17 protein-coding genes are annotated in these 18,958 nt (G+C 43.6%); 3 read left to right on the forward strand and 14 right to left on the reverse strand.

The annotated features are described in order from the left end of the window. Positions 1-76 precede the first annotated feature (76 nt). Positions 77-1,081 (reverse strand): catabolite control protein A, encoded by a 1,005-nt coding sequence (gene ccpA, locus QM351_RS04610; RefSeq protein WP_003015564.1) that lies wholly within the window; start codon positions 1,079-1,081, stop codon positions 77-79. Between the two features lie 160 nt (positions 1,082-1,241). Here ccpA and QM351_RS04615 point away from each other — a divergent pair, with 160 nt between their 5' ends. Further along, on the forward strand, positions 1,242-2,324 hold the full coding sequence (locus QM351_RS04615; RefSeq protein ID WP_003005548.1) for a M24 family metallopeptidase: 1,083 nt from the start codon (positions 1,242-1,244) through the stop codon (positions 2,322-2,324). A 240-nt stretch (positions 2,325-2,564) separates the two neighbouring features. On the opposite strand, the gene QM351_RS04620 is transcribed toward QM351_RS04615, so the two are convergent. From QM351_RS04620 to QM351_RS04635, 4 genes are all read right to left on the reverse strand, one after another. Further along, on the reverse strand, positions 2,565-3,014 hold the full coding sequence (locus QM351_RS04620; protein WP_031576605.1) for an Rrf2 family transcriptional regulator: 450 nt from the start codon (positions 3,012-3,014) through the stop codon (positions 2,565-2,567). A 112-nt stretch (positions 3,015-3,126) separates the two neighbouring features. Further along, positions 3,127-3,969 (reverse strand): metallophosphoesterase family protein, encoded by an 843-nt coding sequence (locus tag QM351_RS04625; RefSeq protein ID WP_414326754.1) that lies wholly within the window; start codon positions 3,967-3,969, stop codon positions 3,127-3,129. Between the two features lie 176 nt (positions 3,970-4,145). After that, on the reverse strand, positions 4,146-6,869 hold the full coding sequence (locus QM351_RS04630; RefSeq protein ID WP_414326755.1) for an FtsX-like permease family protein: 2,724 nt from the start codon (positions 6,867-6,869) through the stop codon (positions 4,146-4,148). Positions 6,870-6,882: 13 nt separating this feature from the next. After that, positions 6,883-7,584: an ABC transporter ATP-binding protein gene (locus QM351_RS04635; protein ID WP_368397926.1), complete on the reverse strand. Its 702-nt coding sequence runs from the start codon at positions 7,582-7,584 to the stop codon at positions 6,883-6,885. 167 nt (positions 7,585-7,751) lie between these two features. Between QM351_RS04635 and QM351_RS04640 the strand changes: the two genes are divergently transcribed. Beyond that, a complete protein-coding gene (locus QM351_RS04640; protein ID WP_037608002.1) occupies positions 7,752-9,098 on the forward strand; it encodes an Nramp family divalent metal transporter in 1,347 nt (448 codons plus the stop codon). A gap of 334 nt (positions 9,099-9,432) precedes the next feature. Next, positions 9,433-9,975 carry a TetR/AcrR family transcriptional regulator gene (locus QM351_RS04645; RefSeq protein ID WP_227223606.1) on the forward strand — a complete coding sequence of 181 codons (543 nt, stop codon included), beginning with the start codon at positions 9,433-9,435 and terminating at the stop codon, positions 9,973-9,975. Positions 9,976-10,103: 128 nt separating this feature from the next. Here QM351_RS04645 and tehB read toward each other — a convergent pair whose 3' ends face one another. The 9 genes from tehB to mutM all read right to left on the reverse strand — a co-directional run bounded on the left by tehB (position 10,104) and on the right by mutM (position 18,930). Then, on the reverse strand, positions 10,104-10,964 hold the full coding sequence (gene tehB / locus QM351_RS04650) for an SAM-dependent methyltransferase TehB (protein ID WP_414326756.1): 861 nt from the start codon (positions 10,962-10,964) through the stop codon (positions 10,104-10,106). A gap of 106 nt (positions 10,965-11,070) precedes the next feature. Continuing rightward, on the reverse strand, positions 11,071-12,816 hold the full coding sequence (locus tag QM351_RS04655) for a C69 family dipeptidase (RefSeq protein WP_414326757.1): 1,746 nt from the start codon (positions 12,814-12,816) through the stop codon (positions 11,071-11,073). A gap of 175 nt (positions 12,817-12,991) precedes the next feature. Next, complete coding sequence (gene smpB, locus QM351_RS04660; RefSeq protein WP_003005443.1) at positions 12,992-13,459, reverse strand: SsrA-binding protein SmpB; 468 nt, start codon at positions 13,457-13,459, stop codon at positions 12,992-12,994. Then, positions 13,422-15,782, reverse strand: coding sequence for a ribonuclease R (gene rnr, locus QM351_RS04665; RefSeq protein ID WP_414326758.1), 2,361 nt, complete (start codon positions 15,780-15,782; stop codon positions 13,422-13,424). Before rnr ends, smpB begins: the two co-directional genes overlap by 38 nt. Before the next feature lie 96 nt (positions 15,783-15,878). Next, the gene (secG, locus tag QM351_RS04670; protein ID WP_003008189.1) at positions 15,879-16,112 is read right to left on the reverse strand and encodes a preprotein translocase subunit SecG; all 234 of its coding nucleotides are present in this window, start codon (positions 16,110-16,112) and stop codon (positions 15,879-15,881) included. A 41-nt stretch (positions 16,113-16,153) separates the two neighbouring features. After that, entirely contained in the window at positions 16,154-16,303 is a 150-nt protein-coding gene (gene rpmG, locus QM351_RS04675; protein WP_003005699.1) for a 50S ribosomal protein L33, read from the reverse strand. Continuing rightward, complete coding sequence (locus tag QM351_RS04680) at positions 16,293-17,492, reverse strand: multidrug efflux MFS transporter (RefSeq protein ID WP_414327018.1); 1,200 nt, start codon at positions 17,490-17,492, stop codon at positions 16,293-16,295. The genes rpmG and QM351_RS04680 overlap by 11 nt, the downstream gene beginning before the upstream one ends. A 16-nt stretch (positions 17,493-17,508) precedes the next feature. Continuing rightward, positions 17,509-18,105 (reverse strand): dephospho-CoA kinase, encoded by a 597-nt coding sequence (gene coaE / locus QM351_RS04685; RefSeq protein ID WP_414326759.1) that lies wholly within the window; start codon positions 18,103-18,105, stop codon positions 17,509-17,511. Next, positions 18,106-18,930: a DNA-formamidopyrimidine glycosylase gene (gene mutM / locus QM351_RS04690; protein WP_414326760.1), complete on the reverse strand. Its 825-nt coding sequence runs from the start codon at positions 18,928-18,930 to the stop codon at positions 18,106-18,108. Positions 18,931-18,958 lie beyond the last annotated feature (28 nt).

Raw genomic sequence — 18,958 nt, forward strand, 5'->3', positions numbered from 1 at the left:
GGCTAGAACAATTTTGTTCTAACCTCTCAGACTAGTAGACACGTCTTCCCATGTCGAGACTCTAGTCTACTAATCCTTATTTTTTGGTCGTTCCACGTTGGTTGATCGTATGAGACAACAACACTTCGCGTTCTTCCAACTCTTCTTTGTGCATGATCTTGGTCAACATACGCATACTAATCGCACCAAGGTCATACAAGGGTTGGCCAATCGTTGATAGATTTGGACGAGTGTAACGTGTTACTTGTGAATCATCACTAGTAATGATTTCAAAGTCTTCTGGTACTTTGATACCATGATCAGACAAGCCATTCAAGAGACCTGCAGCCAATTCATCACCTGTCACAAAAGCAGCTGTTGCTTTTGACGCAATGATGCGTTCTGCCAAGTTGTAACCTTCATCATAACGGTATTTCGATTCAAACACAAGCCCTTCGCTATAGCTCAATTTTTTCGCTTTCAAAGCTTCCTTATAGCCTGACAAACGAATTTTTCCATTAATATCGTCCACCAATGGACCACTTACAAAAGCAATTTTCTTGTTGTGTTTTGCCAACTGTGTAACAGCATCAACGGTCGCTTGCTTGTAGTCGATATTGACACTTGGTAATTGGTGTTCTACATCGACTGTCCCAGCAAGGACGACTGGCGTCCGAGAGCGTGAAAACTCTGAGCGAATCTTTTCTGTCAAGTGATAGCCCATGAAAATGATTCCATCCACTTGTTTTGAAAAGAGATTGTTTACTACTGAAACTTCTTTGTCATCGTCTTCATCGCTATTTGCAAGGACGATGTTGTACTTGTACATTTCCGCAATGTCATCAATCCCTTTAGCCAAGGTAGAGAAATAGCTGTTCGTGATGTTTGGAATCACAACACCGACTGTTGTTGTTTTCTTGCTAGCAAGACCACGCGCAACAGCATTTGGACGGTAATCCAAGCGTTCGATCACTTCTAAAACTTTTTTACGTGTATTTTCTTTAACGTTTTTATTCCCATTTACTACACGACTAACGGTTGCCATTGAAACCCCTGCTTCACGGGCGACATCATAAATTGTTACTGTATCGTCTGTATTCATAAGATTTCCTTTCATTGTTGAAAATTTCGTTTTCACTCTCTAATTAATCCTATTTTATCACTTATTGTAAACACTTTCAAGCATTTTGGTAAAATTTTGTAAACTCTTGCTTTTTTGGGGAAAATTTGACAAAATAGATCCATAGAAAGAAGGTAGCATTATGTCTAAATTAGATCAAATCGTCGATTTTCTTGAAACTGAAAAAACAGATGTCGCTGTTGTATCCGATCCTGTCACCATCAATTACCTGACTGGATTTTACAGTGATCCCCACGAACGTCAACTCTTCTTGTTCGTCTACACTGACCACGAACCACTTCTCTTCGTTCCTGCACTTGAAGTGGAACGGGCGACTGCAGTTGTCGATTTCCAAGTGGTTGGCTATGTGGATTCTGAAAACCCTTGGGAAAAGATTAAAGGGGCTATCGCAAAACCAGATGCTAAAACCGTTGCACTTGAATATGATAACTTGATCCTGACCAAATACAATGGCTTGCGTACTGTCTTTGAAAAGGCTCAATTCACCAACTTGACACCACGGATTAACCGGATGCGCTTGATCAAATCTGCTGATGAGATCCAAAAAATGTTGGTGGCTGGTCAATATGCAGATAAGGCTGTCAATATGGGATTCGACGCCATCTCACTAGATAAAACTGAAACTGATATCGTAGCAGAAATCGACTTTGGTATCAAACGCTTGGGTTATGAAATGAGCTTTGAAACCATGGTCTTGACTGGAAATAATGCAGCTAACCCACACGGAATTCCTGGAAGCAACAAAGTCGAAAACGATGCTCTCTTGCTATTTGACCTTGGCTGTATGGTGAATGGTTATGCGTCTGATATGACTCGAACTGTTGCTGTTGGGAAACCGGATGATTTCAAAAAAGAAATCTACCACTTGACGTTAGAAGCTCAACAAGCAGCCATTGACATGATCAAACCAGGTGTAACAGCACACGACGTCGACCGTGCTGCACGGAGCGTCATTGAAAAAGCTGGCTATGGTGAGTACTTCAACCACCGCCTCGGACACGGTATCGGAATGGACGTGCATGAATTCCCTTCTATTATGGAAGGAAATGACATGGTGCTTGAAGAAGGCATGTGCTTCTCAGTCGAACCAGGAATCTATATTCCAGGTAAAGTCGGTGTTCGTATCGAAGATTGTGGGTACGTCACAAAAGACGGATTTGGACTCTTCACTGAAACCAGCAAAGACTTACTTTACTTTGACTAATCCTTTAGTCTTTTCAATATATAACAAACATCTTGTTTCGTTAATAACTATAAAAAATGAGGCTGGGACAAAAGTCCTAGCCTCTTAATTATCTTTGGATTGTCGAGCAAGACGCAGTGGTTGAGTGGGCTCTACTACGCTGATTTCATCAGCTTTTACAGCCCTACTCAACTGTGCGGAGGTGGGACGACGAAATCGAATTCTAACGAATTACCGATTTCTGTCCCACTCTCTTTTTTCTTATGAAACCGATTCGAGTTTCATTCTTTTCTGCGTATCTTCTACGACGTCTTTTAAAGTGGTTTGGGACATTTCTTTTTCCATAGCAGTCTGAATGTCCTCAAGCTTTCCATCTAAAACATTATGGATATTGTGGCCAATTGGGCAGGCTGGATTCGGATTGTCATGAAAACCAAATAATTGACCTGTCGAACCTAAGCATTCTACTGCTTGATAGATATCCAGCAGGCTGATCTCATCGGCTGCTTTTGCGAGCTCAGCTCCGCCTGTCCCACGCGCTACATGAATCAATCCAGCTTTCTTCAACTGAGACAAGGTCTTTCGAATAATAACAGGGTTCACGCCGACACTTCCTGCCAAAAAATCACTGGTTACTTTTGTTTTCTCTCCTTGTAGAGCAATCATGATCAAGACATGAGTCCCAATGGTAAAGCGACTCGAAATTTGCATAACTTCACTCCTTTCTACCCGTTTTTGAAGGTAGAGTCTATTGAACAACCGTCAAGGGACGACTTTCGTTATTCCTATTATACTCTTTTCAGTTGTAATGTCAACAGTTACACTATTGGAAGAAGTCCTCTAGCCAAGCATCGATTTCTCGATCATGACCTTCTCTCTGCTCAATTTCATGAAGGAGCTCATGATTGTGGGTATGATGAATGCCATTGACCAAACTTTCATAATATACTTGGTAATAAGGAAGATGGAGGTCTTTTGCCAGTTGGAGTTCTTTTTGCACATCATAATCCACCCGTTTAAAATCGATATCTTTTAGCCCCGTTTGATCAAATTCAAGAATAGCATACATGGCCCGAAGGTCCTTGCGAAGATTCTTTTCCAAAAAGAAAGGTTGACCGATCGATCCAGGATTGATAATCAGTTCTCCTCCTGTCCCGTAGCGGAAAAACTGCTGGTGAATGTGTCCGTAGACTGCAATATCACAAGACGGGTTTGTCACCAAGCGATCAAAATCCTTCTGCTCACCAATGTGGATCAATTCGCGACCCCAATTCTTATCAGGTAAGTGGTGGGTAATGCCGATCTTTAAACCTGCGATTTCTCTATGGACCTGCATGGGCATTTTCTGCATGTCTTCAATTTCCTGGGGCGTGATTTCTTCCAGAATATATTGACACTGGCGCATGAGGTAGCGATGACTGGGTCTGGTCTCATCCAACATCCCCCTCATAGCCCGCCAAAGACTATCTTCCCAGTTTCCAAGGACTTTGACCGTAATCGGTAGCTCCTCTAACAGCTCCAAGAGGGCCCGTCTCCCTGTCCCCGGCATCAAACTATCTCCCAAGAGCCAATATTCATCCACCTTGGCTTTTCGACTATCCTCTAGGACAGCTTCCAATGCTGTCGTATTTCCATGAATATCTGAAAGTAAAGCAATTTTAGTCATGATCTTCTCCTTCTCTCCATTATAACAAAGAGAAGAAAAACTTCCACCCAAAGGTGAAAGTTTTATGAACATTCCATGCTACCAGAAATGAAAAATAAGGATAGAGATCTTTATTGGACGATATCAGCCACGGGCTTTGTATCTTATAAACGAACACGCCTCCAACTCTTTGTATCTTAGTCTACTGATTTGAGAGCTTCGAGCATGTCTACTTTTCGGAGATAATGGTCAACATTAATTCCTAACAGGAGCAAGAGAAGGAGCATTCCTCCGACAGGAAAGAGAAAAACGCTAAGTCCCACTTTAGGGTAAAAGAGAATGGCATCTGGTGCAATCATTGCAATGAGGAATTGATGAAGATAATAACCACCCACTAATCCCATGAGGATCCCTATGATAGACAATAAGATGGTTTCGCGGTAAATATAGAGCGTCACTTCCTTATTATGGAATCCTAAGACCTTAATGGTCGATAATTCACGGATCCGCTCTGCCACATTGATATTGGTTAAATTATACAAGATCACGATAGCTAGCAAGATCGATACGACTACTAGAATCATCATAGTGGTGTCCAAAGATTTGGCAACTGAGTTAAAGAGGGAAATCATCGAAGCGTTCTGACTAACCGCCTTCACAGCTGCAAGATTCATCATATCCCGACTAACAGCCTGCACTTGTCGTGTAGAAGGATTTTTCAACTGCAGCAAATAGCTATTTGCTGAAGTCCGCTTTCCGTAGATTTTTTGGTAACTTGCCTGATCCATATAGACAAAATGGCCGACATAATTTTCAGTGATTCCTGCTACCGTAAAAGTATGGCCATCTAAGGTCAGTCGATCACCGACTGTAACCCGGGCTAGTTGTGCTAGTTTACTACTGATGATAACCCCTTTCTTGAGAGACAAGGGCTCTCCTTGCTTGAGAGAACGCAAGCTGACAAAGGGAGAAAAATCTGCACGATTTGTAACCATCATCGTAATGGTCTGCTTGTCGCGTCCACCCTTTAAAGATGCTTCGATGACCTTACTATAGATCGGTCGATAATCTTTGATATCTGATTTTTCCAGACGATTGGTTAGTTCCTTGCTTTCTTGGCTTGATGCATTCGTTTTTTTGGCTACAATCAACTCATATGATAGGATCTCTTGAAATTGGCGTTTGGGAACCCCTCCTACAGAAGATTGAATCCCTAGCCCTGCGAAGAGAAGAGCAACAGAACCTGCCACTCCAAATATGGTCATCAGCATCCGTTGTTTGTAACGAAAGAGATTACGAACAGTGACCTTGTGGGTGAAACTCAGACGTTTCCAAATAAAATGGAGACACTCCAGGAAAATCTTCGAACCAGATACCGGTGGTTTGGGCAGTAATAAAAGATTGGCTTCTTCTTTTAATTCCTTACGCGAAACCCAGTAAGCCGGAAGCACACTCGCGACGAAAGACAGTCCGAGCGCAATCAGAGTCATATCCCCATAAAAATACTCTCTGCTCTCTCCAATCACCATCCCTTGCGTAATAATGTTGGAAATGATCCCCGATAGGAAATAATGGCCCAGCAGGGTTCCTAGTAGGGTCCCGATCGTCCCTGCAAAGAATCCATAGAGGACAAATTTGAGAATGATATCCTTGGTACGATAGCCCAGTGCCTTAAATATCCCTGCATTGGTCCGCTCTTCATCGACAAAGCGGGTCATCGTGGTAAAGGTCACCATGGCAGCTACAAGATAAAGAACGACTGGAAAAATATTTCCGACAGCAGAGATACTACTACTGGCATTGCTATACATCAGGTAACCTTGTCCACCTGGCATGGTCTTGCGGTCATAGACATGATAAGTTGGGATTTCCAGCTGATCTCGCTCGCTTTGGGCTTTTTTCAGCTCCTCCTCTTTTTTTGCGAGCTCCGATTCACCTGTAGTCCAGTCCTTCTTTTTCTGATCCAGTTGTTCTTTGGCTTGATGGAGCTTTTCTTGACTGGCTACTTGCTCTTTAGCTGGCAGAAATGGAGCTAATTTCTTGAGCTGGGCCTCCTGCAAGTCTAATTGTTTTTGAGCCTGATCGATCTGATTTTTAGCTGACTGGAGGGATTCCTTGGCACGACTGAGTTCTTTCTGGCCTTTTTGAATCTGCCCATCCGCCTCCTGCTTGAGTCTTTGATAGCGGGCCTTTCCATTGTCTTTCAGAAGTTTTTCTAACTCTTCTTGATGAGCTTTGAGCCCTTTTTGGTAGACTTGCGAAAAAGAATCTAAAGACTTCAGATCATCAAACTGAATCCGCGCTATCACAGGAAGTTTGGTCGTAAAGACCTCTTTTGAAACTAGTGCATAGGCATCTAGATTTCCACTGCCACTCATGGCAGTGCCTAAATTTTTTTGAGACCACATCTCAGAGGATTGAACAAATCCAACAATGGTGAATTGCTTTCGCTTTAAACTAGAGCGCGTTCCAGCCTTTTCTTCGAGTGTGAGGGTATCCCCTATCTGATAGCGATCCTTCCAAAAACTTGCTAGGGCCAGTTCCCCTTCTTTTTGGGGTAGGCGCCCCTTGGTCACACGAAAAGAAGAAAGACTTTTTGGAGGAGAAAAAAGTCGAATCGCCTCTCCTGTTCCTTTCACTGTCAGATCCAGTAGGGAACCAAATTCGACACGCGCCCCTTTGAGTCCTAAAAGCTCCTCTTGGTCTGCCTGGTCTAATCCCAAGTCCCCCATGACAGCAAGATCTAGCATATTTTGTTGCTGAATAAACTGGTTAGCCGTTCGGTGCATATTTGGAGTAGTCACCTTTAAGCCAACCAAGGCCAAGCTTCCCAACAACATCAAGGTTAAGATGGAGAGAAAACGTCCTTTTGAATGTGTAAAGGAAGCAAATAGATCCTTCCAATAGACTTTTCGTTTCATGCTACCACCTCTTCTAATATTCTAGTGTAGCAATATCTTGAGGAAGCTCATTGATTTCTACCGACTTGACCTTGGCATCATGCATGCGAATCACACGGTCTGCAATCGGAGCTAGGGCACCATTATGGGTTACGATGATGACCGTCGCTCCCTTTTTTCGAGACATATCCTGTAAAATCCCCAATACTTGCTTACCCGTCTGGTAATCCAAGGCTCCCGTCGGCTCATCACAAAGGAGGATTTTAGGATTTTTCGCCACTGCCCGAGCGATCGCCACCCGTTGTTGCTCGCCGCCTGACAATTGAGCAGGAAAATTATGAAGACGTTTGCCAAGTCCTACTTCTCTTAAAACAGCCTCCGGATCTAGAGCATCAGAGACAATTTCTGAAGCCAACTCAACATTCTCCTTAGCTGTCAAATTAGGGACCAAATTATAAAATTGAAAGACAAAACCAACATCATTTCGTCGATAATTGGTTCGTTGATGGGCATTGAGCTTTGCAATATCCACCCCATCAATCAGAACCTGACCCTCGTCATTGGTGTCCATCCCTCCTAAGATATTGAGAACCGTTGATTTTCCAGCACCTGAAGCCCCTAAAATAATGACCAACTCGCCTTTTTCAATCTCAAAGGAAACATCCCGGTTAGCGAAAATCTCTGTCTCTCCACTCGTATAGTGCTTGTAACAGTGCTGCATTTCGATGTAGGCCATTTCCTCTCCTCCCTCCTACTTCCTATCTATATTATAGTCCTTTTCTGATAGATTACAAAGAAATCGAGGTAGTAGAAAACAAGGTTATCCTAAATTATCATGAAGGATTATAAATTTTATGCTATAATTAGAGACAAATTGATTTATTCTTAGAAAGAAGGCTCATCGTGAGTTTACAACAGTTTGAAAGGAAATCACTTCAAGAAATCAACCAGTCTATTGACGTGCCAAAAGGCATCCCCTTTTGGAAGACTCTTCTACTCTTTTCAGGACCAGGAAGTCTGGTAGCTGTCGGCTATATGGATCCGGGAAACTGGATTACCAGTGTGGTCGGAGGGGCCCAATACCGCTACCTCCTCTTATCAGTGGTTCTTCTCTCGTCTTTGATCGCCATGCAGTTGCAACAAATGGCTGGGAAATTAGGGATTGTCCATCGTAAGGACCTGGCCCAAACAACCGCCCATCACTTGCCAAAATGGCTTCGCTATACCCTTTGGATTGTGATCGAGCTTGCCTTGATGGCGACAGATTTGGCGGAAGTCATCGGCTCAGGGATTGCCCTCCACCTCCTCTTTGGTTGGCCTTTGCTCTTTTCCATTCTGATCACCATCTTTGATGTTTTCCTCTTATTGGGCCTTATGCATCTAGGATTTCGAAAGATCGAGGCCATAGTTTCAACCTTGATCCTTACGATCCTTGCAATTTTTGGCTACTTGGTATTCCTATCCAAACCAGATATTGGGGGAATCTTCGCTGGCTTCCTGCCTCAAAAAGAAGTATTGGGAATTGGGCTTCCAAAAGGAAATGAAGCCTTAACCCTGGCTCTTGGAATCATCGGAGCAACGGTGATGCCCCACAACCTCTATCTCCACTCTTCCATTTCGCAAACGCGAAAGGTCGATTACAAAGATCCAGCAGATATCAAACGGGCAGTGCGCTTTATGACCTGGGATTCAAATATTGAATTGAGTTTGGCTTTTGTCGTCAACTCCCTCCTCTTGATTCTTGGAGCGGCCCTCTTCTTCGGACACGGAGATAAGATTGGTGCTTTCTCTAGCATGTACAATGCCCTCAAGGATAACCATATTGCTGGTGCCATCGCTAGTCCTTTCTTGTCCACCCTCTTTGCCATCGCTTTGTTAGCTAGTGGTCAAAATTCAACCATTACTGGGACCCTAACCGGTCAAATCGTTATGGAAGGTTTCTTGCGATTCAGACTACCACAATGGGTGGTGCGTCTCATGACTCGGATCATTGCCCTCCTTCCCGTTATCATTGTCGCAATTTTATTCGGTGACCAAGAACATGTCCTCGATGACCTTCTGGTATATTCTCAAGTCTTCCTATCAGTGGCCCTTCCTTTCTCCATCTTCCCTCTGGTTTATTTCACCTCCAACAAGGAAATCATGGGAGAGCATGTCAATGCGAAATGGAATACCTTCTTAGGCTATCTCGTTGCGATTGTCTTAACCATCTTAAATTTCAATTTGATTGTGACGACTTTTATCAAATAAAGAAACCAGCACTTTAAATCGCGCTGGTTTTTTGTTCATCCCTTCATCTTGTTCCTCCTTTTCCTAAAAATTTCCTGACCATTTTTTTAGGAGGGAATTAATTTAAATCACTAATTATTGTGAGATTTTCACAAAATCTTGTCAATGCCCGTCATTCATAAATTTGTAAAATTTTTGTACACTTTTCGTTATCTGTACAAAAATGAGAATTATTGTCTAATTTATATTTTTGGAGTATAATGCTATTTGTTAGTGTCGTGAAATTATTTAACCTATAAATTATTTCAACATCAAATAAATAGAAACAGATTTATACAACTATAGAAAGGAACATATGGTACGCCAAAGACAAACAACAACCAAGTCAGACTTACGAAATGCGCTCTCAAAACTCCTCTTGCAACAACCTTTTGAAAGCATCACTATTCGACAATTAACTGAAACCGCTGGGATTAACCGCGGGACCTTCTACTTGCACTATGTCGATAAATACGATATGTTTGAGCAAATGAAAATGGACATGATGCAAGAATTGGATAGCCTCTTCGTTGAAGGAAGCCCTGTCAAGGTAAACTTTCTCAATGTCTTGACTGCTATTAAAGAGAATTATGATTTTATTTATGCATTGTCCCAATCCTGCTGCTCAGACTTCCGTAAACTAATAAGAAGTTTTACCCTCCATGCATTAGACGATACTCCCCATGCTGAAGAACACATCATTTCAGACTTTCAAGTTCCATACAAGTATGGTCTAGAAATTTTCATCGCTACGATTGAATCTGTGATTGTGACCTGGTTAGAATCCGGTGCGAAAGAAGAGCCAATCGAAATCGGGACGATTATTCTCAGCGTCTGCAACTTTGCTAACTGGAACTAAATTCCCCAACCTTTTCCTTCCTTTATGGAGAAGGTTTTTCTTTTTGGCAAATGAACAACATATAGATCACCTTGTTCAACTTGTTTGTAGAAAGCAAAAAAGCAGGATGCTAGGCTCCTGCTTTTTCTTTATTTTTTCTTTGCCAACATGGTTGCAAATCGAAGTTGAATCCGATGGCCATTCTCATCTCGACGATGGAGATGGCCAGGATTTTCATTGTACTTGACCAATTCCCAATCCTTGTAATACTCCGCCAATTCTCCTTCTTTAAAGGTGAACGAGAAGGGCATCTGGCAAGGATAATCTTCCGTATCCATGGCACAGACAATGAGATTGTAACCCCCTGGATTGGTATGCTCTTGCATATTGCGGATAATCGCTGGAATCCGATCAGCGTCTAAAAACATGAGGACCACAGTCGATACGATGAAATCATAGTTTTGGGTAAGAGCTGCAGCATTGATATCATAGAGACCCACAGGCATGTCCAGATCTTCCTCAGCGACAATACTTTGTAAGATCTCAAGAGCCAGTTCATTTTGGTCTACTGCTGTCACGTCAAAGCCATGTTGGGCCAAAAAGAGGGCGTTGCGTCCTTGCCCGCATCCTAGATCCAATGCCTTTCCAGCGGGGACAATTCCCACTGCTTCTAGCACTTCTGAATGGACAGGATTGGTGTTGTATTTTTTGGGGAAATAGTCTTTTGGCTCACAGTAAAATTCTAGGTACCACTCCACATCGTCAGTCGCCGCTTCGACACGATGCCAGGCCTGGGGCTCGGCCATGGGGTTCTCTGCTCCTGTTTCAAAGAGGTGGCTCGCGATTTCTTCCCCCTCTTCGGTCAATTCAATAAATCGTAACTGACCTTTTAAAACTGTAATCTTCCCCCAGGTTCCCACCTTGGTATTGTGCTTTCTTTGAAGAGCTTCTGGCATGGTATCCTTGGTCCAGATAGGCATGCGTTTGTAAGCGATCAATTTTTGTGTCATACTGCTTCTCCTTTTTCTTTCAGTACCCTTATCATACAGAAAAAAGACCCTTTTTACAAGTTGGAAAAAGAGGCTCCGCTTTCTAGCGAAACCTCCTTGTTAGGATCTATTCATCCTCTTTATTTTTTGATTTTTTATAAAAGAATCCAGCTAAACTAAATCCACAAACAGCCAATACTCCAAGAAGGACTGAGAAGACCACACTTGAATCTTGGGTTTGGCTAGCCTTTTTAGGGGTATCTCCAAGAGCTTCCTGACAAGTTTCTGGCTTTTTATCAGAAGATTCTTTTTCAGCAGCAGCCATTAAATTCGCTTTGTTATAGCCATCGTAGACAAAGTCAGCTTCCAAGCCCTTTTCCTCACGGATCTTATCTTCCATTTCCTTTTCAGTAGCCTTGATTTGTTTGAAGATTACATCTGCTCGATCCATGGATTCCTTGGTAACTTCACCTTGAAGGGCTTTGGCTTGGTCATCTGTGAGACCACTGTATTTTTTATCCAAAGCAGCTTGTTCCTTGATCCAGCCGGTTTCCATTTCTTTCCATTTATCTTGGATACTGGTACCAAAGAGGTCTGGATATTTCATGACCATTTGGTCGATATGCCAAACAGCCCAATACCATGAAGTTGGATCATACTTAGCAGAGCGGACTTTAAAGGCACCATAGGTGTCATTGACCAAGCCATAGAATGGGACATATGGGGTATTGCGACTTTGAGCGAGACCCAACCAAACGATTCCACCAAATGGACTTGGCAAGTCTTTCTTGATTTGATAGACATGGGCATCAATGACGTTTTCATTCCCTAAAGCATACTTGTATTTCTTGGTATCGACTTTTTTTCCTGGTTCGGCCAAGTCATCTGCTGTAAATTGTTTGAGGTGTTCAAAACGGTTCCGTTGTTCTGCAAAGACATCTTCTAGACTATACTTTTTAGAAGGATCCGTTGGTTTACGAAGCAGATCAAAGTGTTGATCATCATATTTGACATCCGCTTTTGGATCCATCAGGGTAATCCCTGCATAGGTCCGTGAGCGGTTGCGTTCCGTGTATTCATCCGGACCATAAGAGTCCGCAATATGGAACTTGCCATCCTTATCCGTCTTGTAATGGTCGGCTTTCTTAGCTACTGCTTCTACATCTTTTGAAGCAATGACATTGTCCTTGTCCTTGAGATCCACATGTCCCAGATAGTAGGTATTGGCAAAAATCGCATAGCGGTCTTGTGGGAATTTAATGGCCACATATTGATGACCTGAGAGGATTTCCATGTACCAGACCTCATTTTTATCTGCTACGACGATAATGTTCCCTTCAGCAGAACCTTTTTCATCCAAGGTCTTGGCAACAATTTCGATTCCTTCTCGAGCAGTTTTTGCACGAGGCAAGACCAAGTCGATCATGGAAGCTTCTGGTAGGCCATCCTTGACCAAAGGGTCGGCTTTCAAAATCTTGTCATGAGGAGTCGCTGATACCGTCGCTGTCATCGATACGCCCACTTCATTAAAACCATGAGCTCCGAAATTCCCGTTACTTCCATCACCACGCGCAGCATCATAGGTCGCTGTGTACTTCATTTCATGAGTCAAATGTGGATAGGTAAAACCATTAGACTCATCTTCGATCTTATCCCCTTCCTTATAGTCCTTAGCTGGAACTACAACAAAGTTTTGATTGTGGCGCCCGCCATCTGGTGCATAGGGATAGTCCTCTGTACGACCATACAGCATGGAGCCATCCGTGGTTAAGTCCTTCCCTACAATGAAGGCCGAACAAGCTTGTGCGACCTGCACAGGGAAGAGAGCGATCAGCATGAGGCCAAACAGTAGTTTGAATAGGATTTTCTTCATAGTCTTTCTCCTTATTGACTACAAAAGAGGCTAAAAAAACTTTCAAGCCTAAGAAAAGCAACTATACCAACACCCTAATTTTAGTATATAATATAAGCATTTCTTTTGCAAGCGATTACAAGCAGAAACCATAAAAAAGACAGATCTGAAACAAGTTTCAAAACTGCCTTTTTCTTTAACGTGTATTGTATTGTTTCATGACCCGTGCGATGTCCCGGTTTTGTTCCCGACGCTTGATGGATTCACGCTTGTCATAATCATGTTTCCCTTTAGCGAGCCCCAAAAGCAATTTAGCATAGCCATCCTTGAGATAGACCTTCAAAGGCACCAAGGTCATTCCGGTCCCTTTGGTGTCTTGGTCCAGCTTTTGGATTTGCTTTTTATGAAGCAGGAGCTTGCGACGACGGTCTGGATCTTGATTCCAGATATTGCCTTCCTCGTAAGGGGCAATGTGGACATTGCTAAGCCAAACTTCGCCATTTTTCACTTGTGCAAAGCCATCTTTCAAGTTAATGCGTGCTGCACGGACACTTTTGATCTCTGTCCCCGTCAGCACCATCCCTGCTTCAATCGTATCCACGATGGTGTAGTCATGTCTCGCCTTTTTATTTTGCGCGACTACCTTTCCTTCGCCCTTTGCCATGTTTGGCTCCTTTCTTTGCTACTTCCTTGTAAAATGGTTTCTTCCCTTTTTTCTTTTTGGATTTAGAGGAAGAATCTTTCCGCTTGTCATCTTTTCTAGCGGTTGATCCCTTAGAAACTTTTTTGTCCTTGCGTCTGCGATCTCTACGATTGCCATCTCGGTCACGTCCTTTAGACTTGAGGCCTTTTTCGACGACATCCCATTTACTTGGAATATAAGAGAAATCAATCTCTCCTGTCATCTTGTCGGCTCTTTCTACTTTGATCCGGATTTGCTGACCGACACGGAAGGTTACTCCTGATTTTTCCCCGCGAAGGGTTAGATCTCGTTCATTAAAGTGGTAGAATTCAGGGAGATTGGTAATATGGATCAAGCCTTCAACCGTATTTGGCAACTCCACAAAGAGGCCAAATTTAACCACACTGGAAACCACGGCATCGTATTCTTCCCCAACATAGTCTTCCATGTATTCAGCCTTCTTCATGGCTTCTACTTCGCGCTCCGCATCAATAGCCCGGCGTTCCCGACTAGAGGATTGGCTGGCAATGTCTGGAAGGACTTGTTCAAAGTGCTCTGCCACTTCTTGGGATTTTCCGTATTCGCGCACCATTCGATGAACCATCAGGTCCGGATACCGACGGATGGGACTAGTAAAGTGGGTATAAAACTCAGCAGCAAGCCCATAGTGGCCATGGTTGTGCTCTGAATAACGGGCCTGTTGCATCGAGCGCAACAACATCATCGAAAGGACATCCGCATAAGGTTCTCCTTCAACCTTGCGCATAATTTCTTGCAGGGCTTCTTGGCTCATCTCACTAGCCGTTCCGTAGATCTGGATCCCAAAGCTAGAAGCATAGTCGATAAACTTCTGTACTTTTTCTGCCTTTGGATCTTCGTGGATCCGGTAGATAAACGGCAATTTCAGTCGCGTAAAGTGTTCCGCTACCGTTTCATTGGCAATCAGCATAAAGGATTCAATCATCCGCTCCGCAATTCCTCTTTGACGGAGGACAATGTCGACCGGTTTTCCTTCTTTATTGACTAGGATTTTAGCCTCATTGGTATCAAAATTGAGGGCTCCTCGGCGAATCCGCATGCTTTCTAGAATACCGTGCAAGGTAGCCATTTGGTGAATACTTGGGACAATTTTCTTAAACTCTTGAGCCTTTTCTTCGTCGCCTGCTAAGATATCATTGACGTCACTATAGGTCATTCGGAAGGTCGTATTGATGACAGTTTGGGTAATGGTGTGCTTGACGACCTTTCCATGGGGATCAATCTCCATGATGGCAGACTGGGTCAGGCGGTCCACATTCGGATTTAAAGAACAAATCCCATTGGACAAGCGTTCCGGAAGCATGGGTACTACTCGGTCGGTCACATAGACGGAGGTTGCACGATTTAGAGCTTCCTTATCAAGAGCTGAGCCTTCTGTAACGTAATAAGAGACATCTGCGATGTGAACCCCCAGCTCAAAATTGCCGTTCTTGAGTGGCTTAATATGGACCGCATCGTCCAAGTCTTTGGCATCCGCTCCGTCGATCGTAAAGGTAATCTCCTCTCGCAGATCCAACCGCCCCTCTAAATCCTTTGCAGACGGTGCATCTGGAACCTGCTCAGCCTCTTTCAGCACTTCTTCTGGAAATTCTGAGACGATATCCATAGATTCTAGCACTTCCAAGACATCAATTCCAGGATCTGTCACATGACCAACCACATCCCGCACAGTTGCCACAAAATAATTGTGCTTGCGGCTCGGGTATTGATCAATTTCGACCTTGAGGATTTCGGTACCTTCCAATTGGATGGCTGGCTTCTTCACATAGATCAGCTGGCTGATTTTTTGATTTTTCGAACGGATGTAGCCGGCATATTTGGGCTTTTCCTCATCCAGAACAATTTGTCCAACAACCGTTTTGACGCTATGATCCAAGACATCAATAATCTTAGCTTCTGCTGCCGTTCCTTTGTTTCGGTCTGCTACCTTGGTAATGACGATCTCAACAGTATCCCCATCGATGGCGTGGTTGACATCATTTCGACCAACAAAGAGGTCCTCTTCTTCGCCTTCTAAACTGACAAAGCCAAAGCCATTTTTATGGGCATGAAAGATCCCCTTGAGGGTAATGGCTGGTGCCTTCTTTTGAGCCAAACGAAGAGAGCCATCATCCTCGAATTTCAACTCATGACGGCGTTCCATCAGAGAGATGGTTTTGACCAAGTCACGAAAATCCTTAGATCCTTCTTTTCCTAGAGCTGCTGCCAGATCATTGATCTGGGCTTTGTCATGCTCTTGTAAATATTCTTTAATACTTGTTTTCATGAATGTATTTGCTGGTTATCCAGCCTCCTTTTTCCTATCTAAGTGTGTCTTTGTTTTGCAAAATAAAAATAGGCAAAGACATTGTCTGAGCCTATCTTATCTACTAGAAAGTACCATTAAGATCATCGCGATCAATAACCAAAAGAAGATCATAATAGCTGTTAAACGCTGCATCACGGCTTCAAACCCGCGCGCTTTTGAACGTTCAAACAAGTCATTTGAGCTTGCGTCAAAGACGTTGCTCGATTGGTTTTTTGTTGGTTGCATAAAAATTGCGATAATAATCAATACTGATAATACTAGTAAAATAGTTGTTAATGCTCCGCTCATATTCAAAACTCCTTAAAATCCTCACTATTATACCATGAAAATCATTTTGATTCAATATGTAAGGTTACTTTTCTTTCCTTGGGACAATACTTCAAGACCTCGATCTTTTCGGGATGGGTTTTGGTATTTTTACTGGTCAAATAATTCTGACTCCCACAGCTTGTGCAGGTCAATTGAACTTTAATTCGCACGTACGTCTCTCACTTTCAAATACTTTCTAAATAAGAATAAGAGGAAAATCAAATCGGTAAAGGCCAAGAGGGCTGTGCCGTAAAAAACCCAATGATAGCCAAAATGCATGAAAATACTCGATCCCATCATTGGCCCTAACACGCCACCTAAGTAGTAAAAGAGCTGGTTGTAGCTAAAGATCCGAGAGATCCCTTCAGGAGGGGTTAATCGATTCAATAATGCGGAAACTCCTGGTAGTAGGGCTCCTGTCCCGATCCCAAAGAGGAAGCGTAAAATCCCTAATTGAAGGGGTGATTGCGCTTGGGCACAAAGGATATAGAGACAGCCACTATAAAGAAGGGCGATTAATAAGAGCCGGTGATTCCCGATTCGGTCTCCGAGTTTTCCCATCCAACCTGAAAAGAGCATACTAGAGACTCCCATAGCCGAAACAATCATCCCCGATACAAAGATCAGGTTATCTCTTTGTCCCAAAGCTCGCACATAAAGAGGCAGGATCGGAGAAATAGATTGGGCGATCATTTGAATGGTCATGCTGGTCAAAAAGAGTCCCAAGAGGATATCTTTTTGCTGAATGGACATGAGCAACTCCCAACTGGATTTTTGTTCTTCTTTTGGAAGGGGCTCATACTCTTCCTCGATACCCCAGAAGGTTAAGAGGGAAACCAAAAATAAGAAGAAGCCGACCAAGAGAAAGACATTGCGCATTCCTAGATTTTCGGCAATGAGTCCCCCAATCAAAGGGCCCATTAAGGTTCCAGCTACGACACCAGTCGACAAAGTCCCTAGGGCATAGCCGGATTGGTCCTTGGGAACTTGACTGGCAATCAGGGCCGTACTATTAGGGACAAATCCTGAAAAGACCCCATTGAGCAAACGCAGGACCAAGAGCCAAAAAACGGATGGAACAAAGGCAATGCCTCCCATGGTCAGCGTCATGGCAATGGAAGCTCTAAGCATCATAGGTTTTCGACCATAGCGGTCGGCCAGGCTCCCCCAGATGGGAGACATGATCGCAGAAGTTACAGAAGAACTTGCGACGGCTATCCCAGCATAAAAGGGAACAGCCTTGCCCGTAACACCCAACTCTTCCACAAAGAGGGCCATAAAAGGAACGACTAAAGAAAGGCTGGCTCCGATGAAAAAGCACCCGATCCAGGCAATATATAGATTTTTACGCCAATTGATTTCTCTTGTAATAAAATCATCTTCTTTCTAATTGTTGTAGGGCTGCATCTACTTGGGCATAGAGGGCCGTTAGATCGCCATTATTGTCTAAGACCAGATCTGCATGGGCTCTTTTTTCATCTAGCGGCATTTGAGACGAGATGCGTTCTTGGGCCTGCAGTTCCGATAAGTGGTTGCGTTCCATCAGGCGCTTGAGCTGGGTTTCTTTTGATACAGCTACCAACCAGACAGATTCAAACCACTCTTCATAGTGCTGCTCGATTAAGAGAGGAATATCCATAAAAAAGAGATCGGATTGTGCAGCTTGTCTATCTCTTACCTCAGCTAGAGCCTCACGAATAAGCCTGCCTTGGACGCGATTGGACCAGTCTCGTTCAATAGGATTTGAAAAGATCCGCTGACCCAAAGCTAGACGATCCAGCTCTCCTTCTTTGGTAAGGATCTCTCTCCCAAAATGATCCACTAGGACACGGTAGAGGGCTCCTCCTGGTGCTTGCAAATCATGAACCACTTGATCCGCATCAATGACAGGATATCCTTTTTCTTTCAAATAGGAGGTGACAGTGGACTTTCCTGAAGCAATCCCTCCTGTTAATCCGATGATTCTTGCCATCTAGTTCTCCTTTTGGCAGTGGGGGCAAAAATGGGTTCCGCGTCCCCCCAGCTGGATTTTCTCAATCGGTGTCCCGCAGCGCAAACAAGGCTGGCCTGTTTTTCCATAGACCTGGTGTTCTTCCTGCATGGTGCCGTCTTCTCCAAAAGCATTGCTGTAGGAACGAATGGTGGAGCCACCCTTTTCAACAGCTTGAGCAAGCACAGCAATCGTTTCTTTGCGGATGGCTTTGGCTTCTCTAGCAGTCAAGTTTTGACCCAAACGAGCTGGATGAACCTTGGCTCGATATAGAACCTCATCTACATAGATATTGCCCAAACCAGCCACTAATTTTTGGTCTAAAAGAGCTGATTTAATGGGTTTCTTTGATTTTTTAAGGGCTGCTTGGAAGGCTGGCCCTTTAAAATCCGCTTCCGTCGGCTCTGGACCAATCTTTTTCACCCAAAAATAGCTGTCGACAAGCTCAGGTACTAAGACTTCCATGGTCCCAAACTTGCGGACATCTTCATAGACCAGAGTGCTGCCATCTGTAAAATGAAAGAAGACATGGGCATGCTTGCGAAGAGGAACATCGTCTGGATAAAAGAAATACTTGCCTTCCATCCGCAAATGCGAGATGAGGACCAGATCCGTCAGATAAAATAAAAGGTATTTCCCGCGGCGCCCCAGGGCCCGAATTTCTTGACCTGGGAGATCGTGACGAAAAGCATCCAGATCCGTCTGAATCATCTTTGGATACTTTACTTCCACTGACTGGATAGTTTTCCCAAGAATTAATTTCTCAAGACCTCGTCGAACGGTCTCTACTTCTGGTAATTCCGGCATAGAACTCCTTTCAAAAACAAGAAGCAGG

Origin of the sequence: Streptococcus parasanguinis, from assembly GCF_047465465.1 — a bacterium.
Taxonomy (GTDB): Bacteria; Bacillota; Bacilli; order Lactobacillales; family Streptococcaceae; genus Streptococcus; species Streptococcus parasanguinis_AI.

Coding starts and splice junctions, on each gene's coding strand:
- ccpA (WP_003015564.1), bottom strand. CDS start 1,081: ATGAATACAGACGATACAGTAACAATTTATGATGTCGCCCGTGAAGCA.
- QM351_RS04615 (WP_003005548.1), top strand. CDS start 1,242: ATGTCTAAATTAGATCAAATCGTCGATTTTCTTGAAACTGAAAAAACA.
- QM351_RS04620 (WP_031576605.1), bottom strand. CDS start 3,014: ATGCAAATTTCGAGTCGCTTTACCATTGGGACTCATGTCTTGATCATG.
- QM351_RS04625 (WP_414326754.1), bottom strand. CDS start 3,969: ATGACTAAAATTGCTTTACTTTCAGATATTCATGGAAATACGACAGCA.
- QM351_RS04630 (WP_414326755.1), bottom strand. CDS start 6,869: ATGAAACGAAAAGTCTATTGGAAGGATCTATTTGCTTCCTTTACACAT.
- QM351_RS04635 (WP_368397926.1), bottom strand. CDS start 7,584: ATGGCCTACATCGAAATGCAGCACTGTTACAAGCACTATACGAGTGGA.
- QM351_RS04645 (WP_227223606.1), top strand. CDS start 9,433: ATGGTACGCCAAAGACAAACAACAACCAAGTCAGACTTACGAAATGCG.
- tehB (WP_414326756.1), bottom strand. CDS start 10,964: ATGACACAAAAATTGATCGCTTACAAACGCATGCCTATCTGGACCAAG.
- QM351_RS04655 (WP_414326757.1), bottom strand. CDS start 12,816: ATGAAGAAAATCCTATTCAAACTACTGTTTGGCCTCATGCTGATCGCT.
- smpB (WP_003005443.1), bottom strand. CDS start 13,459: ATGGCAAAGGGCGAAGGAAAGGTAGTCGCGCAAAATAAAAAGGCGAGA.
- rnr (WP_414326758.1), bottom strand. CDS start 15,782: ATGAAAACAAGTATTAAAGAATATTTACAAGAGCATGACAAAGCCCAG.
- secG (WP_003008189.1), bottom strand. CDS start 16,112: ATGAGCGGAGCATTAACAACTATTTTACTAGTATTATCAGTATTGATT.
- coaE (WP_414326759.1), bottom strand. CDS start 18,105: ATGGCAAGAATCATCGGATTAACAGGAGGGATTGCTTCAGGAAAGTCC.
- mutM (WP_414326760.1), bottom strand. CDS start 18,930: ATGCCGGAATTACCAGAAGTAGAGACCGTTCGACGAGGTCTTGAGAAA.